The sequence below is a fragment of the Olsenella sp. SW781 genome (assembly GCF_012027725.1).
Taxonomy (GTDB): Bacteria; Actinomycetota; Coriobacteriia; order Coriobacteriales; family Atopobiaceae; genus Thermophilibacter.
On the sequence record NZ_SJOU01000005.1, the window covers coordinates 70925 to 93555 of the forward strand.

The 22631-nt window shown below is 64.4% G+C and carries 23 protein-coding genes; 11 read left to right on the forward strand and 12 right to left on the reverse strand.

The window, feature by feature from the left end; translation table 11 throughout:
* Positions 1-27 precede the first annotated feature (27 nt).
* The 11 genes from E0L17_RS04185 to E0L17_RS04235 form a co-directional block, all read right to left on the reverse strand.
* On the reverse strand, positions 28-708 hold the full coding sequence (locus tag E0L17_RS04185) for a PspA/IM30 family protein (protein ID WP_167929999.1): 681 nt from the start codon (positions 706-708) through the stop codon (positions 28-30).
* 12 nt (positions 709-720) lie between these two features.
* Positions 721-1818, reverse strand: coding sequence for a hypothetical protein (locus tag E0L17_RS04190; RefSeq protein WP_167929944.1), 1098 nt, complete (start codon positions 1816-1818; stop codon positions 721-723).
* A 221-nt stretch (positions 1819-2039) separates the two neighbouring features.
* On the reverse strand, positions 2040-2327 hold the full coding sequence (locus E0L17_RS04195) for a hypothetical protein (protein ID WP_167930000.1): 288 nt from the start codon (positions 2325-2327) through the stop codon (positions 2040-2042).
* Between the two features lie 8 nt (positions 2328-2335).
* Entirely contained in the window at positions 2336-3364 is a 1029-nt protein-coding gene (locus tag E0L17_RS04200; protein ID WP_167930001.1) for an ABC transporter ATP-binding protein, read from the reverse strand.
* Between the two features lies 1 nt (position 3365).
* On the reverse strand, positions 3366-4592 hold the full coding sequence (locus E0L17_RS04205) for an ABC transporter ATP-binding protein (RefSeq protein ID WP_167930002.1): 1227 nt from the start codon (positions 4590-4592) through the stop codon (positions 3366-3368).
* 13 nt (positions 4593-4605) lie between these two features.
* A complete protein-coding gene (locus tag E0L17_RS04210) occupies positions 4606-6285 on the reverse strand; it encodes an ABC transporter permease (RefSeq protein WP_167930003.1) in 1680 nt (559 codons plus the stop codon).
* A gap of 17 nt (positions 6286-6302) precedes the next feature.
* Positions 6303-7289 (reverse strand): ABC transporter permease, encoded by a 987-nt coding sequence (locus E0L17_RS04215; RefSeq protein WP_167930004.1) that lies wholly within the window; start codon positions 7287-7289, stop codon positions 6303-6305.
* Between the two features lie 199 nt (positions 7290-7488).
* Complete coding sequence (locus tag E0L17_RS04220; protein WP_167930005.1) at positions 7489-9756, reverse strand: ABC transporter substrate-binding protein; 2268 nt, start codon at positions 9754-9756, stop codon at positions 7489-7491.
* 209 nt (positions 9757-9965) lie between these two features.
* Positions 9966-10547 carry a GNAT family N-acetyltransferase gene (locus E0L17_RS04225; protein ID WP_167930006.1) on the reverse strand — a complete coding sequence of 194 codons (582 nt, stop codon included), beginning with the start codon at positions 10545-10547 and terminating at the stop codon, positions 9966-9968.
* 303 nt (positions 10548-10850) lie between these two features.
* Positions 10851-11369 carry a hypothetical protein gene (locus E0L17_RS04230; RefSeq protein ID WP_167930007.1) on the reverse strand — a complete coding sequence of 173 codons (519 nt, stop codon included), beginning with the start codon at positions 11367-11369 and terminating at the stop codon, positions 10851-10853.
* 51 nt (positions 11370-11420) lie between these two features.
* A complete protein-coding gene (locus E0L17_RS04235; RefSeq protein WP_206109002.1) occupies positions 11421-13136 on the reverse strand; it encodes a M3 family oligoendopeptidase in 1716 nt (571 codons plus the stop codon).
* A 99-nt stretch (positions 13137-13235) separates the two neighbouring features.
* Between E0L17_RS04235 and E0L17_RS04240 the strand changes: the two genes are divergently transcribed.
* Entirely contained in the window at positions 13236-14120 is an 885-nt protein-coding gene (locus E0L17_RS04240; RefSeq protein ID WP_167930008.1) for a DegV family protein, read from the forward strand.
* Positions 14121-14342: 222 nt separating this feature from the next.
* Here E0L17_RS04240 and murI read toward each other — a convergent pair whose 3' ends face one another.
* Complete coding sequence (gene murI, locus E0L17_RS04245; RefSeq protein WP_167930009.1) at positions 14343-15110, reverse strand: glutamate racemase; 768 nt, start codon at positions 15108-15110, stop codon at positions 14343-14345.
* 148 nt (positions 15111-15258) lie between these two features.
* Here murI and E0L17_RS04250 point away from each other — a divergent pair, with 148 nt between their 5' ends.
* From E0L17_RS04250 to E0L17_RS04295, 10 genes are all read left to right on the forward strand, one after another.
* Positions 15259-17043, forward strand: coding sequence for a Tat pathway signal sequence (locus tag E0L17_RS04250; protein WP_286163285.1), 1785 nt, complete (start codon positions 15259-15261; stop codon positions 17041-17043).
* A 153-nt stretch (positions 17044-17196) separates the two neighbouring features.
* On the forward strand, positions 17197-17547 hold the full coding sequence (locus tag E0L17_RS04255; protein ID WP_167930010.1) for a PadR family transcriptional regulator: 351 nt from the start codon (positions 17197-17199) through the stop codon (positions 17545-17547).
* Positions 17544-18629 (forward strand): permease prefix domain 1-containing protein, encoded by a 1086-nt coding sequence (locus tag E0L17_RS04260; protein ID WP_167930011.1) that lies wholly within the window; start codon positions 17544-17546, stop codon positions 18627-18629. Before E0L17_RS04255 ends, E0L17_RS04260 begins: the two co-directional genes overlap by 4 nt.
* A gap of 693 nt (positions 18630-19322) precedes the next feature.
* Entirely contained in the window at positions 19323-19985 is a 663-nt protein-coding gene (locus E0L17_RS04265; protein WP_167930012.1) for a hypothetical protein, read from the forward strand.
* A 52-nt stretch (positions 19986-20037) separates the two neighbouring features.
* Entirely contained in the window at positions 20038-20487 is a 450-nt protein-coding gene (locus tag E0L17_RS04270) for a hypothetical protein (protein ID WP_167930013.1), read from the forward strand.
* Positions 20488-20787, forward strand: a complete 300-nt coding sequence (locus tag E0L17_RS04275) for a hypothetical protein (RefSeq protein WP_167930014.1) — start codon at positions 20488-20490, stop codon at positions 20785-20787.
* 71 nt (positions 20788-20858) lie between these two features.
* A complete protein-coding gene (locus E0L17_RS04280; protein WP_167930015.1) occupies positions 20859-21131 on the forward strand; it encodes a hypothetical protein in 273 nt (90 codons plus the stop codon).
* 102 nt (positions 21132-21233) lie between these two features.
* A complete protein-coding gene (locus E0L17_RS04285) occupies positions 21234-21662 on the forward strand; it encodes an FKBP-type peptidyl-prolyl cis-trans isomerase (protein ID WP_167930016.1) in 429 nt (142 codons plus the stop codon).
* Positions 21663-21944: 282 nt separating this feature from the next.
* Positions 21945-22325 (forward strand): type II toxin-antitoxin system RelE/ParE family toxin, encoded by a 381-nt coding sequence (locus tag E0L17_RS04290; protein WP_167930017.1) that lies wholly within the window; start codon positions 21945-21947, stop codon positions 22323-22325.
* The gene (locus E0L17_RS04295) at positions 22312-22614 is read left to right on the forward strand and encodes a helix-turn-helix domain-containing protein (protein ID WP_167930018.1); all 303 of its coding nucleotides are present in this window, start codon (positions 22312-22314) and stop codon (positions 22612-22614) included. Before E0L17_RS04290 ends, E0L17_RS04295 begins: the two co-directional genes overlap by 14 nt.
* Positions 22615-22631: the final 17 nt, after the last annotated feature.

Consider the following 22631-nt stretch of genomic DNA (forward strand, 5'->3'; position numbering starts at 1 on the left):
CGCCAGTGGCGTGTCGCCTTTGTCGGGTTAGAGGCCCATCTCGGCCTTGAGTCGGGCGAGCTCGTCGTCGACGGCGGCGCTGTCGGCCGCGCCCGCGTACTTCTCGGCGAGGCTCTCGGCGTCGTCGACGGGCTCGGTGTTGAGCTCGGCCATGGCGTCGGCCGTGTCGAGCATCCGGTCGGCCTTCTCCTCCATGCGGTTGAACGCCTCGATGGCGCTCTCGGCCTTGTCGGCGCCGGAGGTGTAGCCGGCGACCTTCTCCTGCGTCTTGGCGACGGCCATCTTGGCCTTGATCGTCTCGCGACGGCTCTTGAGGTCCTCGATGTCGCTCACGAGCTTGTCGTGCATCTGGCGCATCTTGTCGGCGTTGGCCTTGGCCGCATCGGCGGCCTTCTGGAGCTCGGCACCAGCCGTCTCGAGCTTCTGCTTCTTGGCGAGAAACACGCGAGCGTCGCCCTCGTTGCCGGCCTTGAGGGCCTTCTTGGCGAGGTCCTCCATGCGGGAGACCTCCTCCGCGTTGGCGTCAGCGGCGCGCTTGGTGCGAGCCTCCTCGGCCATGACGCCGGCGGTCTCGCGCTTGACGTCGGCGAGCGACTCGGTGAGGTCGACGAGGTACTGGTCGACCATCTTGGCCGGGTCCTCGGCCTTGTCCAGCAGCTCGTTGATGTTGGCCTTCACGATGGTGGTGAAGCGGTCAAGAATGCCCATGACGGTTCCCTTCTAGTCCTTGTCCTCGTACTTGTCCGCGAGGTCCTCCACATCCTTATCCCCGAACTTCTCGAGCGGGGTGTTGAGAATGTCCTCCATCCTCTGCTTCTCCTCGGCCTCCTTGGCCTTGCGGCGCTTCACGACATACGCGATGCCGGCTCCGACCGCGACGACCAGGATGACGCCCCCCACGACGAGCATCGTCGTCTTGCCCTGCTGCTCCTCCTCGGCCGCGGACATGATCTTGTCCGCAGTGCGGGAGAAGGCGTCCGAGAAGACCTCCTCGTCGGTGTCCGCGTTGTTGTACGCGTAGTCAAGCTCGTCGGCCAGGATGTCGAGCGCTTCGGTGTCCATTATGGCCGAAGCCGCGGTTCCGACCGTGTACCCACAGTTGAAGGTGCCGTCACCTGCGTCGCAGAACACCAGGAGGAAGTGACCCTCGTCCTGGAAGAGCTCGCCGTAGAGCTGCTTGGCACGCGCGGTCAGCTCGTCGACCGAGGTCGTCGTGCCGTTGGGAAGGATATAGACATACGGCTGGACGCCCGTCTTGTCGTAGAAGTCCTCAAGTCCCTCGGTAAGACGTCCGGCGCTGTGAATCCAGTCTCCGTCCGCGTCCGTGTAGTAGTCCGTGCGCGTCACGGCGTCAGCGGGGAGCTTCTCGCGGACCGTGGCGGACGCCTGGCCGTCGGAGTAGCTCGTGCCGTACGCATAGGGGTCTGAATAGCCTCCGCCGCAGGTCGAGAGGCCGGTTGTGAGCAGGGCGATAAGCAGGGCGGCCAGGATGAGGCCCATGATGCCACCCAGGCAGCCACCGCAGCCGCTGCCCATGGCGACGCCGCCCGGCGCGGGGGAGCGACGAAATCCGCCGAAGCCGCCGAAGAACGGCACGCCCATGTGCACGTGGGGACGAGGGGCAGGGCCAGGCCCGCCAGGAGGGGGGCCGCCCGCGGGGCGCCCACCAAAGCCGCCGAAGCCACCTCCCGAGCGACCGCCGGACCCCCTGAAGCCGCCCCCGCCGGAGAAGCCGCCGGAACGACGACCGCCGCCGGAGAAGCCGCCGCTGCGCCCTCCGCCGGAGAAGCCTCCTCCACCGCCGCCAGACCTACCCATAGGGACCCCTCTCGTCATTGTCTCTTCACTCAAGTATACGGGGAGCCGGTGACGTCGTTTGCGTCGACCCGGGTGCCGTGCCGCCGCCGTGCCACTGGCGTCAGGTTTATTTGGCGTGCCACTGGCGTCGGGCTTATTTGGCGCGTCCTAAATCGCGCCAAATAAGCCCGACGCCAGTGGCACGCCAAATAAACCTGACGCCAGTGGCACGGCCTGAGGCCTCAACCCTGCATGGAAGTCCAGAGGGCGAGAAGGGCGACGATCACGAGCCCGAGCACCACCACATAGACGCAGCCGATGGTGAGACCGGCCTTGAGGGCGCCGAGGGCCATCCAGATCCGTTCTTTCGTGGTGAGCTCGACCCGGGGCCGACGGGGGGCTCGGGGCTCGACGTCCCGTCCGCGCTCGGGAACGTGGCCAAGGAGCGACGGCCGCCCCACCGCCGACATGTCGGCGATGACGCGGCCGTCGTCCTCGAAGTCGTTCCTCTCGCGGCGTCCTGCTGCCACGACGCGCCCTACTCGTCGTAGAGGTGGCAGGAGACGAAGTGGCCCGGCTCCAGCTCCTTCTGCTCGGGCGCGATCTCCTTGCAGCACTCCTTGGCAAACGGGCAGCGCGTGTGGAACTTGCAGCCCTTGGGCGGGTTCGCCGGCGAGGGGATGGAGCCCTCGAGCACGATGCGGTTCTGCTTGGCCTTGGGATCCGGGATGGGGATGGCCGAGAAGAGCGCCTTCGTGTAGGGGTGCAGCGGGTTCTTGAAGATGTCGGCCGTGTAGCCGTACTCGACCATGCCGCCCAGGTACATGACACCCACGGCATCCGAGATGTGCTCGACGACGGAGAGGTCGTGGCTGATGAAGAGATAGGTGAGCCCGCGCTCCTCCTGCAGGTCGTGCAGGAGGTTGATGATCTGCGCCTGAATCGAGACGTCGAGCGCCGAGACGGGCTCGTCGCAGACAATGAACTCGGGGTTCAGGGCGAGGGCACGGGCGATGCAGATGCGCTGGCGCTGGCCGCCGGAGAACTCGTGCGGGTAGCGCATCTTGTGGTACGGCTGCAGGCCGCACTCCTCCATCACCTTGTCGATGTAGTCGTCGAGCTCGTCCTTGGGGACGAGGTTGTGCTCGCGGACCGCCTCGCCCACGATCTCGGAGATCGGGAGGCGCGGCGAGAGGCTCGAGTACGGGTCCTGGAAGATGATCTGCATCTTGGTGCGGGCGTCGTGGAGCTCCTTGGCGCTGAGGCTGTAGACCTCGCGTCCGTTGAAGAGCACGTCGCCGCCGGTCTTCTCGCCCGCGAGGCGCAGGATGGTGCGACCCGTGGTGGACTTACCGCAGCCGGACTCGCCCACGAGGCCCATCGTGTGGCCGCGGCGCAGCTTGAAGGAGACGCCGTCGACGGCCTTCACGTAGCCCTGCACGCGGTTGAACATGCCCCCCTTGATGGGGAAGTACTTCTTGAGGTCGTTGACCTCGAGGATGATGTCGTCGCTCTTGGCGGAGGCGTCGGTGGACGTGACGTCCACGGCCGTGTTCGCGGAAGCCATGCTACTTCTCCTCCCCCTTGGTGTCGGTGCCGGTGATGAGATTGTCGAGAACCGCGGCGGTCTCGTTGGCCGCCTCGGCCGTCGCATTGTCGTAGTAGCGGTAGCAGCTCACCTCGTGCGTGGGCGAGAGGCGCACCATGTGCGGGTACTCGCCGGAGCATGCCTTGACGCAGAGCTCGCAGCGGTCCTTGAAGTAGCAGTAGTCCGGCATGTTGACCGGGTTGGGGACCTTGCCCGGGATGGAGTAGAGGCGCTCCACCTTCTTACCCACGACCGGCTTGGAGGCCATGAGGCCGATGGTATAGGGGTGAGCCGGGTGGTCGAAGATCTCCTCGGCGGTGCCGCGCTCGACGATGCGGCCGGCATACATGACCACGACGTAGTCGGCCATCTCGGCGACGACGCCCAGGTCGTGCGTGACGAGGATGATCGAGGAGTTGATCTTCTCCTTGAGCGAACGGAGCAAGTCGAGGATCTGCGCCTGGATGGTCACGTCGAGGGCCGTGGTGGGCTCGTCGGCGATGATGATGCGCGGGTTGCAGGCAAGTGCGATGGCGATCATGATGCGCTGGCGCATGCCGCCGGAAAGCTCATGCGGGTACATCCCGTAGACGCCCTCGGAGTTGGCGATGCCGACGGTCTCGATCATCTCGATCGCGCGGGCCTTGATCTGCTCCTTGGACCAGTCCTTGCCGTCGTGGAGGGCGATGACCTCCTCGATCTGCTCGCCAACCTTGAAGACCGGGTTAAGCGAGGTCATGGGCTCCTGGTAGATCATGGAGACCTCGGAGCCGCGGATCTTCTGCATGGCCTCCTCGGGCGCCTTGGTCACGTCGATGGCGTGGTCGCCGAGGTTGAGGCGGATGGAGCCGCCCGTGACCTGGCCCTGCGGGCGCTGCAGGAGCTGGATGAGCGAGAGGCACGTGACGGACTTGCCGCAGCCGGACTCGCCCACGACACCCACGGTCTTGCCCACGGGGACGTCATAGGACACGCCGTCGACGGACTTGACGACGCCCGTGTCGGTGAAGAAGTACGTGTGCACGTCGTCGAACTCGACCGCGTTGCCCGGGTCGCGCATCTCGCACGCGTACTCGGAGGGGTCGACGTTCTTGCGCTTGCGCTTCTTCTCGTACTCCTGCGTGATCTTGCGGTTTTCCTTGGAGATGCGACGGGACTCCTTCGCGGAGAGGTAGCCCGCCTCCTTCTTCTTCTCGGATCCAAACATTGGCTGCCCCTCCCTAGCGGTTCATCTTGGGGTCGAAGGCGTCGCGCAGGCCGTCGCCCACGAAGTTGAAGCCAAGGACCGCGAGCAGCAGGCAGATGCCGGCGGGAATCCAGATGAACCAGTAGTTGGTCATGACGAAGGCGTTGTTGACGTCGGAGATGATGTTGCCCCACGAGGCGAACGGGAACTTCACGCCCAGGCCGAGGAACGAGAGCGTGGCCTCGGTGATGATCGTGGAGCCCAGGCTCATGGTGCAGGAGACGATCAGCTGCGGCATGACGTTGGGGATGAGGTGACGGACGATGCGGTGCGGAATCGAGATGCCCGTGGCCTCGGTGGCGAGCATGAACTCCTGCTCGCGCAGGGACAGGATCTGGCCGCGCACGAGGCGCGCGATGGAGGGCCAGGACAGGAAGCCGAGGATGAGCATGAGGTAGATCATGCGGATCCAGGGGTCGAGGCGCATGGCGTCCATCGCCGAGCCGAGGATGATGATGATCGGCATCGAGGGCAGGCAGTAGAAGATGTCGACGATGCGCATGATCAGGTTGTCCACCCAGCCGCCGAAGTAGCCGGAGATGCCGCCCATGATGACGCCGAGGCCCGCGGCGATAAAGACGACGATGAAGCCGATGATCAGCGAGACGCGGCCGCCGTACATGAGGCGCGTGAGCATGTCCATGCCGTTGCCGTCGGTGCCGAGCCAGTGCTCGGCCGAGGGGCTGGCGTAGCGGTCGTAGACCAGGTTCTCCGTGGTCTCGGTGACGTTGTAGACCTTGGAGTAGGCGTCATAGGAGATCGTGTAGGTGTGCTCGGCGCCGCTGGCGTCGGTGTAGGTGACGTCGCTCACGTCCGCGGAGACGGCGGTGAGCAGCGCCTCGCGCAGGTCGTCGGGGATGACGGTGTTGCCGTCGGAGGCCGAGATCACGAACGGGCTCACCATGGCGACGGTGGCGCCGGAGGCGTCCATGACGTTTCCGGACTCGTCGAACGAGTAGGTCTGGCCGTCAGCCTCGAAGGTGTTGCCGGCGGCCTGGGCCTCGGCGGCCTCCGCCGCCGCATCGTCCTCGCCGCTCTCGACCACGACGACGCCCTCCTCGGTCACTTCGGGGGCGGGGGCGGCGTCGCCGGCCGCGGTCGCGTTGGAGACGGCCGTGATGGCGGCGATCTGGAAGTCGAAGGAGAGCGCCGACGCGCCGGACGGAACGCTCACGACCTCGGTGGAGGCGTAGGCCACGACCTCGCCGCCCTGCCTGAACACATAGAGGTCGGGCGCGGGCTGCTCGATCGTGTAGGTCACGCCGCTGCGCTCGAAGGACGTCGCGCCGGAGCTGATGGCCGTGTTGGCGCTGGACTGCACGAGGGCGCCGAAGTCGGCGTCGGGCGCGGCCGCATAGCGCAGCGAGGTGGTCTCGGTGATGCCCGCGTACTGGGTGTCGAGCTTCGTCATCGTGGAGAAGGTCTGGTCCTGGCCATAGGGGCTCACCAGACCGCCGATGAACGAGAACACGAACATCACGACGAGGATGACGAGGCCGACGACCGCGAGGCGGTTGCGGAAGAAGCGCTTGGCGATAAGGGCGCCCGGCGAGAGCACCTTCACGCGACGGTCGTCGTTGAGGGAGTACTCCTGCGCATCGTCTCTCGACTGGTCGTTCTTCTCGGCGGGCATGCCGTTCTTGGAATCGCTCATGAGTTACACCCGCCTTCCTAGGAGATGCGAACGCGGGGGTCGACCACCGCGTAGAGGATGTCGGTCAGGAGGTTAGAGAGCAGCGTGATGATGGCGATGAACGTGAGGAAGAACATCGTGTACGGGATGTCGCCTCCGGTCATGGCCTGGTAGGACGTATAGCCCGTGCCCGGGATCATGAAGAGGGTCTCCGTGATGAGCGCGCCGGAGAACAGGCCCGGGAGCGAGCCGCCGATGACGGTCACGAGCGGGATGAGCGTGTTGCGGAAGGCGTGCTTGTAGATGACCTTGTGCTCGGGCAGGCCCTTGGTGCGCGCCGTGCGGATGTAGTCAGCGTTGAGCACCTCGAGCATGTTGGTGCGCGTGTAGCGCATGAGCGAGCCGATCTGGATCACCGTGAGCGTGACCACGGGCATGATCATGTGGTTCACCATGTCGAGCGCCTGGCCAACGGCATCGAGCTGGGCGAAGTCGCGACCCATGAGGCCGTAGAGGTCAAACCAGCCGAGGCCGACCGAGAAGATCAGCTTGAGCAGCGTCGCGAAGAAGAAGGTGGGCAGCGAGATGCCCGCGAGCGCGACGGCGGAGATGATGTAGTCGGCCTTGGAGTACTGGTGCGTGGCGGCCAGGATGCCGAGCGGGACGGCGATGGCCGTGGAGAGCACGAAGGCGATGCCGCCCATGGCGAACGAGATGCCGATGGTGTTCTGGAACTCGGTCAGGACCGGCACGTTGAACTTCCAGGAGTCGCCGAAGTTGCCGGTCAGGAAATCGCCGAGCCAGGTGATGTAGCCGATGGGCACCGGCTGGTCGAGGCCGTACTGGGCGTTGAGCTGGGCCATCCACTCCTCGAAGGACTTGGCGCCCGGCGCCTGGGAGAGCTGCATCGCCATGGTCTCCACGTAGGAGGACGGCAGCGCGCGCATCAGGCCGTAGATGATGAAGGTCACGCACAGCAGGATGATGACCGAGATTCCGATGCGCTTGACGATATAGGTTCTCACGTCGCAAACGCTCCTCTCACTTGTGCCCGCCTCTTGCGGGCAGAAGAGACCCCGTTTCTGCGCTGGAAGGCGCAGTTCCTCTGTCTTCCAGCACGGGAAGGAGGTCTCTCAATCCAACAGGGGGCCAGCCCCTAGCGATGGCGCGGGGCGCGACGGCACTCGGCCGTCGCGCCCAACGCGATCTACCTGGGAAATGGACTTACTTGAGCTCGAGCTTCTCGATTTCGTCCTTCCAGGTCCAGTACGGGGTCTGGTCCTGGACGACGGTGTCGATGTTCACGCGCTCGGAGGAGACGAGGGTGCACTCGCTGCGCTGGTAGACGGGCAGCTCGACGCCCCAGTCGAGGATGATGTCCATGGCCTCCTTGTAGATGGCCTTGCGGCTCTCGGTCTCGAGCGTCTGGCGACCGGCCTCGATGAGCTCGTCGAGGTCAGCGTCGTTGATGCAGTAGTAGTTCGTGGAGCCCTGGCTGTGGTAGAGCTGGTACATGTCGGGATCGGCCGTGGACTGCCAGGCGGCGCACCACATCTCGGCCTCGCCGGACTGGTAGGAGGCGAAGAGGTCGGAGGCGTTGGCGATGTCGTTCACGATGAAGTTCATGCCGATCTCGGAGAAGGCGTTCTTGGCCTCCTGCAGGATCATGAAGGTGGGGTGGTCGCCCTGGCCGCCACCGCCGATGTTGCACTGGTACTCGAGCTTGGCGCCCTCGGGGGCAGCGGTGAGCTTGCCGTCAGCGACGGTGTAGCCCGCGGCCTCGAACCAGGTGAGCGCGCCGGCCTTGGCGGCCTCGATGCGCTCGTCGTCGCTCATGCCGTCGGTGAAGAGCGGGTTGCCGGAGGCGTCGGTGGAGTAGCAGACCGCGTAGCCCGGGTCGGTCTCGTTGGGGGACGCCCAGGAGGACGTGGAGATCGGGTAGTTGAGGACCGACGCGGTGTCGCCGTAGTAGGAGGCGACGCCGGAGGCGCGGAACGGCGAGATCACGGTGCAGATGGCCTTGCGCAGCGCCTTGGAAGCGTCGGAGGCGGGGTCGCCCGCGACGTTCACCTTGTTGGCGGAGATGGCCAGGTAGCCGTAGCCGCGGTAGTCGTGCAGGAAGGTGGTGATGACGTCGCCGGAGGTGGAGTCGTTGCCGTTGATCTCCTTGATCTGGCCCTCGACCTCCATGGAGTAGGACGGCTGGGAGATGTCCAGCGTGCCGGCCTGGACGCCGGTCACCATGTCGGCCTCCTGAGACTCAACGAGGTTGAGGTGGGCGGTCTTCGGGGCGCCCTTGTAGTACTCCTCGTTGGCGGACATGTGGACGGTGCCGGAGGTGTAGTCGTCGAACTTGAAGGCGCCGGAGCCCATGGGCTGGCCGTTGAGGCCGCGGGCCTTGGAGAGGTCGCCCTTGGTGAAGCCGAAGGAGTTGTTCTCGTAGTCGTAGAGCGACTCGTCGCCGTAGTACTTGTAGGAGCACGGGGCGATGGAGAGCTGGTAGATCATCGTCGCGTCGACGCCGTTGGTGACGACGGACATGTTGTAGTCGTCAACCTTGACGATGCCCGCGACGTTCGGGGCGGCCTCGCCGGTCTCGACGCCCTGGGCGCCCATGTTGTAGACGTCCTCGGGGATGAGCTCGGAGAGGGGGGTGCCGGCCGTCTCGGCCTCCATCAGCGAGAAGTTCCAGTCATAGTTGGGATTGGCACCGATGGCCTCGAAGAAGTCGGTGGCGGTGGCGTCGGCGGAGAGGTCAGCGTAGCCCCAGCCGGCGGCGGCGGAGGCGACGTCGGTGGCGCCGTTCTCCATCATGTAGTCGACGATCTCCTGGGCGAACTTGGTGCCGCCGTCGTCAACGGCCGCCCAGAAGGCGTCCTGCTGCTCCTGGGTGAAGTAGGTGAAGTCGGTGTTCTCGCGACCGGCGTTGCCGATGAGCGAGGCCAGCGTGGCCATGCCGGAGCGGTACTCCGCGAGGCCCTTGATGTCGTTGGAGTAGAGGGTGGCCGACCCGTCGTAGGTGGGGTCGAAGTAGGAGTAGAACGTGAAGATGATGTCGTCCACCGTCATGTTGGAGCCGTCGTGGAACTTGAGGTCGTCACGAAGCTGGACGTTGTAGTTGACGGTGCCGTCGGCGTTCTCGACCATCTCGATGTTGGCCGGGCCGGTGTAGGTGTACTCGGTGCCGTTGTACTCCTTGGTCTCGCCCTCGATGCCGTTGTAGATGGGCTCGGCCATGCGGTCGGTCGCGAGGAGCGTGATGTTGTTGAAGCTCACGACGTCCTGGTCGGCCGCAGAGGCGGTGAACAGCGGGCAGAACTTGCCCTCAAGGCCGTTGGTGGACGCAACGAGGGTGCCGGCGTGATCGGACGTGGCCTCGCCGCCGCCGTTGCTGGTCTCGCCGCCGTTGCCGCCGTTGTTGCACGCGGCGAGGGCGAGGGCGCCCATCGTGGCTGCGGAGAGCCCGAGCATCCTTCTTCTGGTTACGAGCATCTTTCCCTACCTTCCTCCCATGCGGGGATCGTTTTCAACCGGCGCACTTCCCCGAGCGCGTCCGGCGTAGAGCCTCGGTGCAGGATACCTAGTATCTCACACTCCTGATGAATGTTACTTTTTGGAAATCTTAAAAGCGACTGGAGCGGTATCGCTTTCACGCACTGGTTACAAACTGGTTTCACCAGACGTGAACCTGCCACGGTCCGTCAATCGGGGGCAGCCTCCGATTGGCAGGCCTGGGCGCGCCACTCTTCCTCGAGGATCGCCATGAGGACGTCATCGCAGTAGGTGCCGTCGGGCAGGAGTATGGCATCGCGCAGGACTCCCTCACGACGGAAGCCGGCGCGCTCGTAGACGCGCTCAGCGCGGGGGTTGATCGAGAAGACGTCCAGCTCGAGGCGGTGCAGGCCCAGCTCGGCAAAGGCATAGTCGCGCGTGAGGGCCACGGCCCAGGAGCCGAGCCCCCGATCGCGCCCCGCCGCGCCGAAGATGCAGATCCTGAAGTTGGCGCTTCTCGCCCGCCAGTCAATCTCATTGATGACGCTCTCCCCCAGAACGGCGCCTCCGGGCGAGAGGATCAGCAGGTCGCGACGGTCCGGGTCATCCACGCAGCGCAGGAAGAAGCTCGTGGCCTCGTCCTTCTCGTAATGGTCCTTGCTGCCCGTGAGGAGCGCCGCCTCCGCATCGAGCGTCGAGAGCCCCGCCCAGTACGCCTCCGCGTCCTCGGCGCGGGCGAGCCGCAGCACGTGCCCGTCCTCGCGCTCCCAGCAGACGTCCGTCTTCTCCATGGGGCCTCCGTTCTTCTCGGCGGTTTCTCTCGACGGCTCTTCTCGGCTCGTCCGCCCGCGCCTTGCCCCGACCGCACCCCGGCCCTCGCTTAGGTGAGCACAATCGTTGAACCATCGTGCACCGATTTCTTAGGTGAGTAAGATATTCCCAGCTCGTAGCAGGCCTCCGCCACTAGGTGAGCAGCGATGATTGAACGTTCTTGCTCACCTAAGCGAGTCACCTAAACGGGTCACCTAAGCGAGTCACCTAAGCGAGCAGGCCCCCGAGCCTGGCGGCCCCGCCAATTGGGAGGACGTCCCCGACTAGCAGGACTCCCACTCGGTGGAGAGGCAGAGGCGGCGCAGCGTCACCAGGGCAACGACCGAGACCGCCTCGCAGGCGAGAAACGCGAAGTCCGCTGCCACCGGCGACGACCCGCCCGTGGCGAGAAGGACGACCTCCCCCACCACGGCGACGAGGCCGAGCGCGGCCGCCACGACGCAGCGCCGCGGCAGCGCGCCCACGGTCTCGTCCCGCACGTAGACGCGCACGCGCTCGCCGGCGACGGAGAGCCTGCCCATGCCCCAGAGCACCGACACCATCGCCACGAACTGCGCGACATACGGCATCACCACGTGGGGGCAGCCGGAGAGCCCGGCCGGGTTGGCGAGCGACGCGCCGAGCACGGCGAGCGTCGCGACGCTGCACGCCACCCACAGCGTAACGACGAGGCGGCGCCGGTCCTGGCCCCCGGCCAGGCGGACGTGGTCGCCGAGGTAGGCCATCTTGCCGTTGTCATCAGGCCCAAAGTCCTTGAGCCGCTCGCGCGCCTTCTTCCTCACGTTCTTCTCGCCCTTCCCCCGGCGTGCAAAAGTGCCTGTCCCTTTTGCACGCTACTCGATGCCGGTGAGGTCATAGGACTCGAGCCAGGCCGTGGCGCGCTCGCAGATGGCCTTGAGGCAGCCCTCGTCGAAGGGCGAGGTCATGCCCGCGTGGGCGAGAAGGTCCGTGAAGGCGCGCGTGCCGCCCTGGCGCGTGTAGGCCATGTAGTGCTCCCAGGCGGCCTTGAAGTCGTCCTGCGACATCGCCCAGAACTCGAGCGCCACCGTCTGCGCGAGGCAGTAGTCGATGTAGTAGAGCGGGTTCTCGTAGATGTGGCTCTGGCGCTGCCATCCCTCGCCCTCGGCGTAGAAGGGGATGTCGCCGTCGAGGCGCATCCACGGCATGTAGACGCCGAGCAGGCGCTTCCAGGTGGCGTGGCGCTCGGCGGGCGTCATCTCGGGGTGCTCGTAGACCTCGTGCTGGAAGTGGTCGACCATCGTGCCGTACGGGATGAAGGTGATGGCGCCGGCCAGGTGCGCGTAGCGGTACTTGCGCGCGTCGTCGCCGAAGAACTCCTCGGCCCACGGCCAGGCCATGAACTCCATGGACATGGAGTGGACCTCGCAGGCCTCCGTCGAGGGCATGGAGAGCGTGATGGGCACCACATGGGTGTTCATGTAGTAGGAGAACGCGTGGCCCGCCTCGTGCGTGACCACCTCGACGTCGCCCTGCGTGCCGTTGAAGTTGGCAAAGATGAAGGGCACGTCGTAGTCCGGGATCTGCGTCATGAAGCCGCCGCCGGCCTTGCCCTCGGTGGAGAGGACGTCCATGAGGTCGCGCTCGAGCATCATGTCGAAGAAGGCGCCGGTCTCGGGGCTGAGCGCGCGGTAGAAGGTGCGGCCGGCCTCGAGGACGTCATCGGCGGTGCCGCGCGGCGCGGGGTTGCCGGAGCGGAAGGTGAGCGCCTCGTCGGCAAAGGAGAGCGGGTACTCCACGCCCAGGCGCTCGGCCTGCGCGCGGTAGACCTTGTCGGCCAGCGGCACCACGTAGGTGCGCACGGCCTCGCGGAAGCGCTCCACGTCCTCGCGGCCGTAGGAGAGCCGCCCCATGCGGTCGTAGCCGAGCGGCAGGTAGTTCTTATAGCCGAGCTTCTTGCCCATGGCGTCGCGCACGTGCGTGAGCTCGTCGTAGATGCGGTCAAAGTCCGCCTGGTGCTCCTTGTACCAGGAGCCCTCAGCCTTCCAGGCCGCCAGGCGCTGGGCGTCATCGGCCGACTTCTTGAACGGCGTGAGCTGGGAGAGCGTGTAGGTGCCGCCCTCAAAGGGGATCTGCGCGGAGGCGATGAGCTTCACGTACTCCTGCGCGAGGGCGTTCTCGCGCTTCATGTCCTCCACGATCTGGGGCTTGATGGTGCGGCGCTCCTGCTCTGCCTGGGCAAAGAGGAGCGTCCCGTACTTCTCCTCAAGCTGCGCGCGGAAGGGCGTGGCAAGAAGCGCCGCGGTGAAGGCGTCCGCGGCGGACTGCAGCTCGGGCTGGGCCTCGTCCCAGAAGGACGCCTCGCCGTCGTAGAACTCGTCGCGCGTGTCGATGACGTGACGGATCATGGCCAGCTCGGCGGCCGTCTGCGTGTGGCGGTCGAGCTGGTCCTTCTCGAGGAACGCCGCCTCCGCGGCCTCGAGGGTCTCGGCGGATGCCAGCGCCTCGGCGAGGCGGGCGTACTCCGCCTTCACGGCCTCGAGGTCAGGGCGCTCGTAGGGCATGTCCTTGAACTTCACGGCGTCGTTCATGTGGGTTCCTCCTCTGGGGGAAGCCGCCCGGCGCGGGATGCGCGGGGGCGAGTTCGGCTATGATTCGAGATGGTATTGTACCCGTCAGAGGAGTCTTCCATGCCTAGCTACGTTCTCAGCTGCTGCTCCACTGCCGACGTCACGCGCGAGTGGCTCGACGACCACGACATCAAGTACCTCTACTTCAACTACTACCTGAACGGCGAGATGTGCAAGGACGACTTCGGGGCAACCAACTCCCCCGCCGAGCTCTACGCCAAGATGCTCGCGGGAGCCGAGGCCAAGACCTCGCAGATCAGCGCCGGCGACTACATGGAGCACTTCGAGCGGTACCTCGCGCAGGGGCTCGATGTCCTTCACGTGACGCTCTCCACCGGCATCTCGGGCACCTTCAACTCCGCGTGCGCCGCGCGCGACCAGCTGGCCGAGAAGTACCCCGACCGCAAGATCTACGTCATCGACTCGCTCGCCGCGTCCGCCGGCTTCGGACTGCTCATGGAGCGCCTCGCGGGGCTTCGCGACGCCGGCATGGGCATCGACGAGCTCGCCGCCTGGGCGGAGGACCACAAGCACGAGGTCCAGCACTGGTTCTTCTCGTCTGACCTCACGTTCTTCGTGCGCGGCGGGCGCATCTCCAAGGCCGCGGGGCTCGTGGGCGGCGTGCTCAAGATTTGCCCCGTGATGGACGTGGAACCCGATGGCTCGCTCGCCGTCAAGGAGAAGATCCGCACCAAGGCCAAGGCCATCAACCGCGTGGTGGAGAAGATGGTCGAGCTCGCCGAGGGCGGGCGCGACTACTCCGGCAAGTGCTTCATCAGCCAGTCGGAGTGCCTCGCGGACGCGCAGGAGGTGGCGCGCCGCATCGAGGAGACCTTCCCCAAGCTCGACGGCAAGGTGGAGATCTTCCCCATCGGCGCCACCATCGGCGTGCACACCGGACCGGGCACCGTGGCAACGTTCTTCTGGGGCCAGCGGAGGGTGTAGGCGCCGGACACAAGCGCTTGGGGGGCGGTCGCCGGCTCGGCGGCCGCCCCCTTCTTGTCACGCGCGGGGGGCCGTGGCCGCCTCCCTGACGATTGTCGGTGATTTTTCCGGGATACCACAAGTATCCGCCACAATTCGCCTGAACAACCGCAGGTCAAAAAATGCTACTAGCGAGGAAGTACTTCGGGGTCTCGCCGAAAATCGCCGACAATCGGCACGACGCTACAGAGGAATCGAGAAGAACCTCTCGTAGAGGGCAATCTCCTCAGGGGTGTCGAGGCTCGAGGCAAACGCCACGCGGCCGGGGCGGGCCTCGCGGGAGAGGAGGCCCTCCTCGGCGAGGCGCGCGCGCAGCTGCCGGGCCGTCCCGGCGCCGCCGTCGAAGAAGCGCACCTCCGACCCCAGGACCTCGGCAATCTGCCGACGAACGAAGGGGTAGTGCGTGCAGCCGAGCACGACGGCGTCAACGGACCCCGCATACGGGCCCACGAAGCCCCGAACCATCTCCGAAAGGTCGGGCGCGTCAAGCTCCCCGCGCTCGATGCGCGCCGCGAGGCCCGGACACGGGACCGAGATGACCTCGCACTCCCCTCCCCAGGCACGCGCGAGCTCGTGGTACTTCTCCAGCCGCAGCGTGACCTCGGTGGCCATCACGAGGACGCGCCCGTGCGGAAGCGCCTTCGCGGCCGGCTTGAGCGCGGGCTCGATGCCGACGATCGGAACCGCCGGATGCGCGGCGCGCAGACGGGCGGCGGCGACGGACGTGGCGGTGTTGCAGGCGATGACGATCGCCTTAGCGCCGTCCGCAAGAAAGCGCTCGGCGATGGAGCGGGAGAGGTCGAACACCTCGTCCTCGGTCTTCTCGCCATAGGGAGCGTTTGCGGAGTCGCCGAAGAAGCGGAAGTCCTCATGCGGCAGCTCGGCCACGAGGGACCGCAGGACGCTGATGCCACCCACGCCGGAGTCGAAGACCCCCACGAAGCCGTCCATGCGCACCTCCTCCAGCACGTCACCTACGGGTTATAGGATACCCAATGTGACAGCGGCGCGCCCCTCGGGCATACTGGGGTGCACGCCGCCGGCGTCGGGGCCCCGCCTGACAAACGACCCCGTCGCCCCTGTCATGAGAGGAGCGAGCATGCCCCAGGGACATGGTCCCTTCGACCAGATCTTTTCCGACGCGTTCGGCACGAGGCTCGAGTCGATCGCCCGATGGAGCCGCCGGGCGCTCATCGTGCTCGCCGTCGTGCTCGCGCTGGCGCTCGCGGCCTGCTACTGGTGGTTCCACCCCGCGATCAACCTGGGAAGCCGGCAGGTCTGGACCTGGATCATCGCCGTCGCGGCCCTCGCGGCGGGCGGCCTCTGGGTCGCCTCGCTGCGCTCATCGCGCCACGGCGCGCTCCTTCGCCGCCTCATGGTGATCCCCGCCAGCGTCGTCGCCGCCTTCGTGCTGGGCGCCCTTCTCGGCCAGCCCTTCATCCCGGGCAACGCCGAGCGCTACGCCTCCGTCCTCGACACCACGGAGGGCACCTTCGCGGAGGACATCGAGGAGGTCGACTACTCCGAGGTCCCCGTCATCGACCGCGACTCCGCGATCATCCTCGGAAACCGCGCGATGGGCTCCATCCCGGAGTACGTGAGCCAGTTCGAGATCGCGGACACCTACAGCCAGATCAACTACCAGGGCCGCCCCGTGCGCGTGAGCCCGCTCGCCTACGCCGACCTCTTCAAGTGGCTCTCGAACCGCGACACGGGGATCCCTGCCTACGTGCTCGTGGACATGGCGTCGCAGGAGACCCAGGTCGTGCGCCTCGAGCGGCCCATCATGTACTCCGACTCCGAGCCGCTCGCGCGCAACGTCGACCGCCACGTGCAGCTGCGCTACCCCACCTACCTCTTCGACCAGAAGTCCTTCGAGCTCGACGAGGACGGGAACCCCTGGTGGGTCTACCCCGTCCAGCGCCGCACGATCGGCCTCTTCGACGGCACCACCATCGCGCGCGTCGTCCTCGTGGACGCCTGCACCGGCGAGACCGAGGACTACGCGATCGAGGACTGTCCCGAGTGGGTCGACCGCGCCTATCCCGCCGACCTCATCATCGAGCAGTACAACTGGAGCGGCGCCTACTCCGGGGGCTGGCTCAACTCCTGGCTCGGCCAGCAGGGCGTGGTGCGCACCACCCCGGGGACCAACGGGGAGCTCGGCTACAACTACCTCGCGCAGGGCGGGGACATCTACCTGTACTCCGGCGTGAGCTCGGTCACGGCCGACAGCTCCAACGTGGGATTCATCCTGGTGAACCAGCGCACGGGCGAGTCGCACTACTATCCCGTGGCCGGCGCGACGGAGGACTCCGCGATGGCCTCGGCCGAGGGGCAGGTCCAGAACCTCGGCTACCAGTCCACGTTCCCGCTCCTGCTCAACGTGGCCGGCCAGCCCACCTACTTCATGAGCCTCAAGGACGACGCGGGCCTCGTGAAGATGTACGCGATGATCAACGTGGAGCAGTACCAGACCGTGGCCACGGGCTCCACGGTGGCCGAGTGCCAGGAGGCGTACCTCGACATGATGGCGGGCGCGGGCGTCCTCGGCGAGGACGAGGCCGCGGCCGCCTCCGACAGGCAGGACGTCGAGGGCGTGGTGGAGACGATCGTGCAGGCCGTCGTGGACGGCAACTCCCACTTCTACGTCACCCTCGAGGGCGACGACGCCATCTACGACTTCGCGCTTCCGGGAATGCTGGAGATCGTCACGTACCAGCCTGGGGACGCAATCTCGTTCACCTGCGCCGCCGAGTCCGACCGCGTGATGACGGCCACGTCGCTAGGCGAGAAGGACGAGGCGAAGGCCCCGACGGGCCCCGACGAGCCGCCCGCCGAGGGTACGACGGAGACACCGCCCCAAGAGGGGCAGGAGGGCTAGGACGCGGCGCCCCGGCTGAGGTCGGGGCGCCGCTTTTCTGTTCTGCCGCTCGCCTCCGCATCCTCGCCGCTCACGGTATATCGCATATCAGTGTACTATGTCTGTCGAAGTAGTACGTTAGACTAAGCACAACGACGGACGAGGAGGTGACCCATGGCAGGCAGAGACGCGGAGAGCGACCTCATCAGGGGCAACATCGACGCCATCGTGCTCAACGCCCTCACCGGCGGCGACTCCTACGGATACGAGATCTTGAAGGACGTGGCCAGCGCGAGCGACGGCGCCTACGAGATGAAGGAGCCCTCGCTGTACACGAGCCTCAAGCGCCTCGAGGGGCAGGGGCTCGTGGAGAGCTACTGGGGCAGCGAGTCCCAGGGGGCGCGTCGCAAGTACTACCACATCACCGAGGGCGGGCGCGGGGAGCTCGCCGAGGCCACGGCGCGGTGGGTCCGCGCCCGGACCATCATCGACCGACTCCTCAGTCAGGACGGAGGCGCCAAATGAGTGGCATCAGCGACATCAGGATGTACGTCGAGCACCTCTTCGAGGGGCGCACGCTCGACGCGGAGACCATCGAGCTCAAGGAGGAGATCTACGGCAACCTCGTGGCGCGCTACGAGGACTACCTCGCGCAGGGCATGACCGAGGCCGAGGCGTATCGTCGCACCTGCGAGGCCGTGACGAGCGTCGAGGACGTCATGGGCGAGAAGGACGGAGATGCCGCGGCCGACCACACGGTCGTGGCGCCTGCAGTCGCTGCCGCGGAGGAGACGGGCACCAGGACGGACGTCCCGCCCGTGCCCATGGCGGAGGCGGCCACCCCGCAGAAGAGACGCTGGTCGACGGGGGTGATCGCTGCCGTCGCGATCGCGTGCGTGCTGGTCGTGGGCATGGTCGCGGTGACGGCATTCGGCCTCCTGAGGACGGATGACGCCCGAAATGCCTACGACAGCTCAACGGACGCGACCGTCCAGCAGGTGGACGAGCCGGACGGAACGGTTTACACGGACCAGAACCGGGGCGACACCGTCACCACGAACACGCAGACACCCAGCACGACCACCACGCAGCAGCCGCAGGGCAGCCCCGTCGACAGCGATACCCTGCTCGTGACCGACGAGCTGGACGACCTCATCCTCTCAAACGACCCGAGCTCCTACGCGACTCTCGCCCAGGGGTCGGCACTCGACGTCGTGACCTCCCTTCCCCTCGGCTGCCATGTCGCGTCCGCGGAGGCGGGCACCCAGTCCGACGAGCTCCTCACGGAGTATGACTTCGGCAAGGACGAGCGGCTCATGTACTTCGACGACGACGCCGTCGAGCGGGCCCTCACCTATGACGCGGCCGTCGTGTTCTGCTCGATGCCCGACGTCAGCACCTGGACGGTCACGCTCGTCGAGACCGACCTCGAGGACCGGGAGGTCGACGTGGACCGCTACTCCTTCAGGCGCTCCGACCTCGAGTACCTCCTCGGGGTGACGCTCGACGAGAGCCAGCTTGGACCCTCTGCCTGGAGCTCCGTGCGCGACCAGCTCATGTCAAAGCGGGTGTGGGACGAGGCCACGGACCGCGCCGAGCGCGACTAGGCCCGCCGACCGTACACGTGCGGCGCTTTCGGCCTTCCACAGGGAGCCAAAGCGCCGCACGTGCGCACCAAGCTGTTTTACCGCGGCGACGCCACCCCCGATTACTCTCTAATCACATGCCGGAAGAGCAACGGACGTCGGTTCATATCTGCCCGCTTCGGGTACGCGAAGCAGACAGTTTAGGCGAATATCGTCTTTAGACACAACACCCGTATTATTAGGACGCTAAAGAATGCATGTCAGTCGGAGAACCATCCGAGACATGTTTCCACGAATTTGCCGAAGTCATTCCTGAAGACGTTTACATCAATGCATACGTGTGGCTCAACGCTTGTGACACCGAGAAAAAGCGAGTGGCCAAGTCCAAGACGTAGCAGAAAGATGCTGAGAAAAGGTTAATCGGCGACCTAGGGACCATCCCCCTAGGACGTCACTTCATTTGTGCTTCGCTAGGCCATTAATCACATGTTCCCTGTTAGAATCAGAGTTGCCACACTGCCGCCCTAACGGGTGGTGTCTACAACTGATTGCGTAAGCAGTAGTCAGGGGGAGTCTTCTCCCTCCCTGAGACTGCTTACGTATACGTAGGCACCAAGGGCAGTGTGGCAACTGTGGGCGGAGACTCCCCCTCACTGCTTGATCCTGGGTCTTCCTCCACAGTTGTCCGATTGATCGCTGTTGGAAGGAACGACAATGAAAAGGAGTGCCCTGCTAGCCGCCCCGCTCTGTTTCGCCCTCGCGCTTTGTGTTGGCGGATGCAGTGTCAACGCCAAAACTCCCGATTCCTCCGCGCAACAATCGGAAACAACCGGCGAGGCTGATACAACAGCCGACGCCATCGAGGGTGCTGTCATCTCGGCAGCGCAAGATATGGCCGATAAGACAAATAAAGTAGCTGAGAAGTCAAAAGGCGCCATCGAGGAGGCGCTAAAGCCTGACCTGCTTACCGTTGGGGACACCATTAGCAACGAACAGTTCACGATTACCCTAACTGCCGCAAGGGTAGATAACACGCTGTCTTCAAGCCAGTCCTCGACTTATTGGGAGCCGGCGGACGGCGGAGCCTTTGTAATCCTTGAGTTCGACGTCACCGCCCTCACCTCTGACAAGATAGCCATCGACGATTATGTAATCACTGACTTGGTTGCTAACTACAACGAAAATGTCTATCAGGGGTGGACTATGTCGTATCTATCCGGTGAGCTATGGCTCTACTATTTCCATACTTACCAGGAAGCAAACCTTCCAAACCACATCTACGTTTACACAACGATTCCTTCTGACGCCCTAAGCGGAGGATCGGTATCGGTTGACTTGAATCTCGTGGGACATGGCTACACCATAGCCATCCAGTAGTCGATTGAATTTCCTTCCCATGCCGTTGTACCCCTCTTGAAAGAGGCGTTCTATGACGAATCTGACCCGCAGGAATCTCATTTTTAGCTTTTTTGGAGTCGCTGGCATACTCGGGCTTGCGGCTTGCGGCGATAACCCTACGACTGGCGACGACACCGAACCAGATATGCAAGAGATTTCGCAAGAAGACATGCTTGCACAGGCGGAGGATTTCAACGGAGATTCCTTCTACGAAATGAGAAATGAGAACGAGGCCAAGACGAAGCAACAGTATGACGGCAAGATATTCTGCGCCTCGGGCTATGTTGAGGAGATTACAACGGACTATATCATCCTTAGTGAATTTGGTTACGGGGTCTACTACAACCCGATTATCGTTGAATTGCCTGAAGATGTGATTGCTGTATTGATGAAGGAGCAGGAGATTACCGCCTGCGGAACATTCGAATATGCAGAGTCGCCAAATATCTCTCGTCTCGTAGACGCTTTCATTGTCGAATAGGTGATCAAGATGAGATTAATTGCCGCATTACTTGCTGTCATAATCTTTTCCGTCGGATTAGTCGGTTGCGAAATCGATACTGCGAATCACGTTCAAGAGGGCAATGGCGCCTCAGACGCAATTTTGGAAAGCGAAGGCTCTGAAAGTGACGCTCTCGCCGGCATCAACCTTGAGGACTATACAGCTATGCCGCAGGTGAAATCTGGGTTATTCTCAGAGACGGCACGGTTGACAAGTTTGAGAACAGCAGTGAGGACAACAGCGGCAAGAGATACGCCTACGGGCTGGATTACTTTCTAGAGGCCATCAACGATGATGAAGCCTACTACACTGATAGGTTCGAGGGTGCAACCTATATCATTCACGCTCAAGTGAACGCAACCAAGAGCGACTGGCTAACAAGAAGCGGCGACACATTCGAAACCGCAATTGAGCTAACGACAGATGAGGGATATTTCACCTCCAGAGGGATGGAAGCAATAGCCGCCTTGACTGTCGAGGTTGACGGTGATGAGATAAGCGAGCAGAAGATCATGTCCGGTGATTCAATTATTGTCGCTTCGCAGAACATAGACTTCCACTTCGATAACCTATATGCACCGACAAAGGTCTTGAAGACGGAAAAGAGCAGCCCAATCCCATAGTCAGCATAATCTGCGCCGCACGTGCGCACCCGTCCCGAGCACGCATCCTCCCGTTCTGTCACAATCAGGGACCGGAACTGCCCCAGACAGAACGGGAGAACCATGAGCAACGAGGGCAAGAAGGTCAAGGTCCACTACGTCGGCACGCTCGATGACGGCACGAAGTTCGACTCCTCGCGCGATCGCGGCGAGCCGCTCGCCTTCACCTGCATGGCCGGCCAGATGATCAAGGGCTTCGACGAGGCCGTGCGCGAGATGGAGGTCGGCCAGGTCGTCGACGTGCGCCTTGAGCCCGCCGAGGCCTACGGCGAGCGCGACGAACGCCTCATCCAGACCGTCCCCGTGTCTGCCATGCCCGGCGCGGAGACTCTCTCCGCAGGCGACCGCGTCATGCTCACCGCGCCGACCGGCCAGCCCTTCCCCGCCGTGGTGACGGTGGTGGAGAACGGCAACATCACCTTTGACATGAACCACGAGATGGCCGGCAAGGCACTCAACTTCAACATCGAGCTCATCGAGGTCGAGGGCTAGCACAGACGCCCGTGCGGCACCGGCCCGTGATGTCGTAGACGTCACGGGCCTTTCTCTTTCCTCTTGACACGAACATTTGTTTGCAATATGGTTGTGGCACAGCCAGCGAAGGAATGCTGGGGGGCGCGCGACGGCAGGTCGCGGCCGCAGCGACGAACGCATTGGATGGGTCGCCGAATCCGAACGTTTAGGTAGCGACCATCTCACACGAACAACCCAGTCTGATTCTCCCGTTCGTAGGGGGCCATTGGCCCTTGAACAATATAGGGGAAAGGTTATAGTATGAGGTGGACCGTACAAACCGAATTTATTCGAAGCTGGCTCGATTCGCTCGATGAGCCCATTGCGCTACGCGTTGCGGAAGCTCTAGAAGCCCTTGCCGCAGACGGCCCCGCGCTCGGACGTCCTCTCGTAGATTCCATCCACGGATCTTCGATTCACAACCTAAAGGAACTGAGGCCAAGATCAACCGGAAGGAGCGAGATAAGGATTCTCTTCGTCTTTGATGAAGACAGAAGCGCCGTGACGCTCTTGGCGGGAGATAAGGCTGGCTTCCTCAAGCGAGGGCCGAAGTGGGGCAAGTGGTACAAGGCGGCGATACCAGAGGCAGAGCGACGCTATAGACGCTATCTCGAATGGAAGGATAACGGTGGACACGCTTGATGACTTTATTGCCCGCAGGGGCTTTGACCGGGAGGAGATACACCGCGAGGCGCTCAGGCTCATAGCGGAGTGCCGAGCCTACGAGCTGCAGGAGGCGCGCAGGGCGGAGCACCTCACGCAGACGGACGTCGCCGAGCGCATGGGCATCAGCCAGGCGCGCGTCTCGGAGGTCGAGAGCGGTGACATCGGCTCGCTCAAGGTGAGCACGCTCATGCGGTATGCCGAGGCGCTCGGCGGCACGTTCGAGGCCCTCATCCAGATTGGGGACAAGACCATCCGGCTCGCATGAGCGCGGAGGGCGAGAAA

Bases quoted from the DNA above. Each gene is read 5' to 3' on its own strand.
- E0L17_RS04185 (WP_167929999.1), bottom strand. From the start codon at position 708: ATGGGCATTCTTGACCGCTTCACCACCATCGTGAAGGCCAACATCAAC.
- E0L17_RS04190 (WP_167929944.1), bottom strand. From the start codon at position 1,818: ATGGGTAGGTCTGGCGGCGGTGGAGGAGGCTTCTCCGGCGGAGGGCGC.
- E0L17_RS04200 (WP_167930001.1), bottom strand. From the start codon at position 3,364: ATGGCTTCCGCGAACACGGCCGTGGACGTCACGTCCACCGACGCCTCC.
- E0L17_RS04205 (WP_167930002.1), bottom strand. From the start codon at position 4,592: ATGTTTGGATCCGAGAAGAAGAAGGAGGCGGGCTACCTCTCCGCGAAG.
- E0L17_RS04210 (WP_167930003.1), bottom strand. From the start codon at position 6,285: ATGAGCGATTCCAAGAACGGCATGCCCGCCGAGAAGAACGACCAGTCG.
- E0L17_RS04220 (WP_167930005.1), bottom strand. From the start codon at position 9,756: ATGCTCGTAACCAGAAGAAGGATGCTCGGGCTCTCCGCAGCCACGATG.
- E0L17_RS04225 (WP_167930006.1), bottom strand. From the start codon at position 10,547: ATGGAGAAGACGGACGTCTGCTGGGAGCGCGAGGACGGGCACGTGCTG.
- E0L17_RS04235 (WP_206109002.1), bottom strand. From the start codon at position 13,136: ATGAACGACGCCGTGAAGTTCAAGGACATGCCCTACGAGCGCCCTGAC.
- E0L17_RS04240 (WP_167930008.1), top strand. From the start codon at position 13,236: ATGCCTAGCTACGTTCTCAGCTGCTGCTCCACTGCCGACGTCACGCGC.
- murI (WP_167930009.1), bottom strand. From the start codon at position 15,110: ATGGACGGCTTCGTGGGGGTCTTCGACTCCGGCGTGGGTGGCATCAGC.
- E0L17_RS04250 (WP_286163285.1), top strand. From the start codon at position 15,259: ATGCCCCAGGGACATGGTCCCTTCGACCAGATCTTTTCCGACGCGTTC.
- E0L17_RS04255 (WP_167930010.1), top strand. From the start codon at position 17,197: ATGGCAGGCAGAGACGCGGAGAGCGACCTCATCAGGGGCAACATCGAC.
- E0L17_RS04260 (WP_167930011.1), top strand. From the start codon at position 17,544: ATGAGTGGCATCAGCGACATCAGGATGTACGTCGAGCACCTCTTCGAG.
- E0L17_RS04265 (WP_167930012.1), top strand. From the start codon at position 19,323: ATGAAAAGGAGTGCCCTGCTAGCCGCCCCGCTCTGTTTCGCCCTCGCG.
- E0L17_RS04270 (WP_167930013.1), top strand. From the start codon at position 20,038: ATGACGAATCTGACCCGCAGGAATCTCATTTTTAGCTTTTTTGGAGTC.
- E0L17_RS04285 (WP_167930016.1), top strand. From the start codon at position 21,234: ATGAGCAACGAGGGCAAGAAGGTCAAGGTCCACTACGTCGGCACGCTC.
- E0L17_RS04290 (WP_167930017.1), top strand. From the start codon at position 21,945: ATGAGGTGGACCGTACAAACCGAATTTATTCGAAGCTGGCTCGATTCG.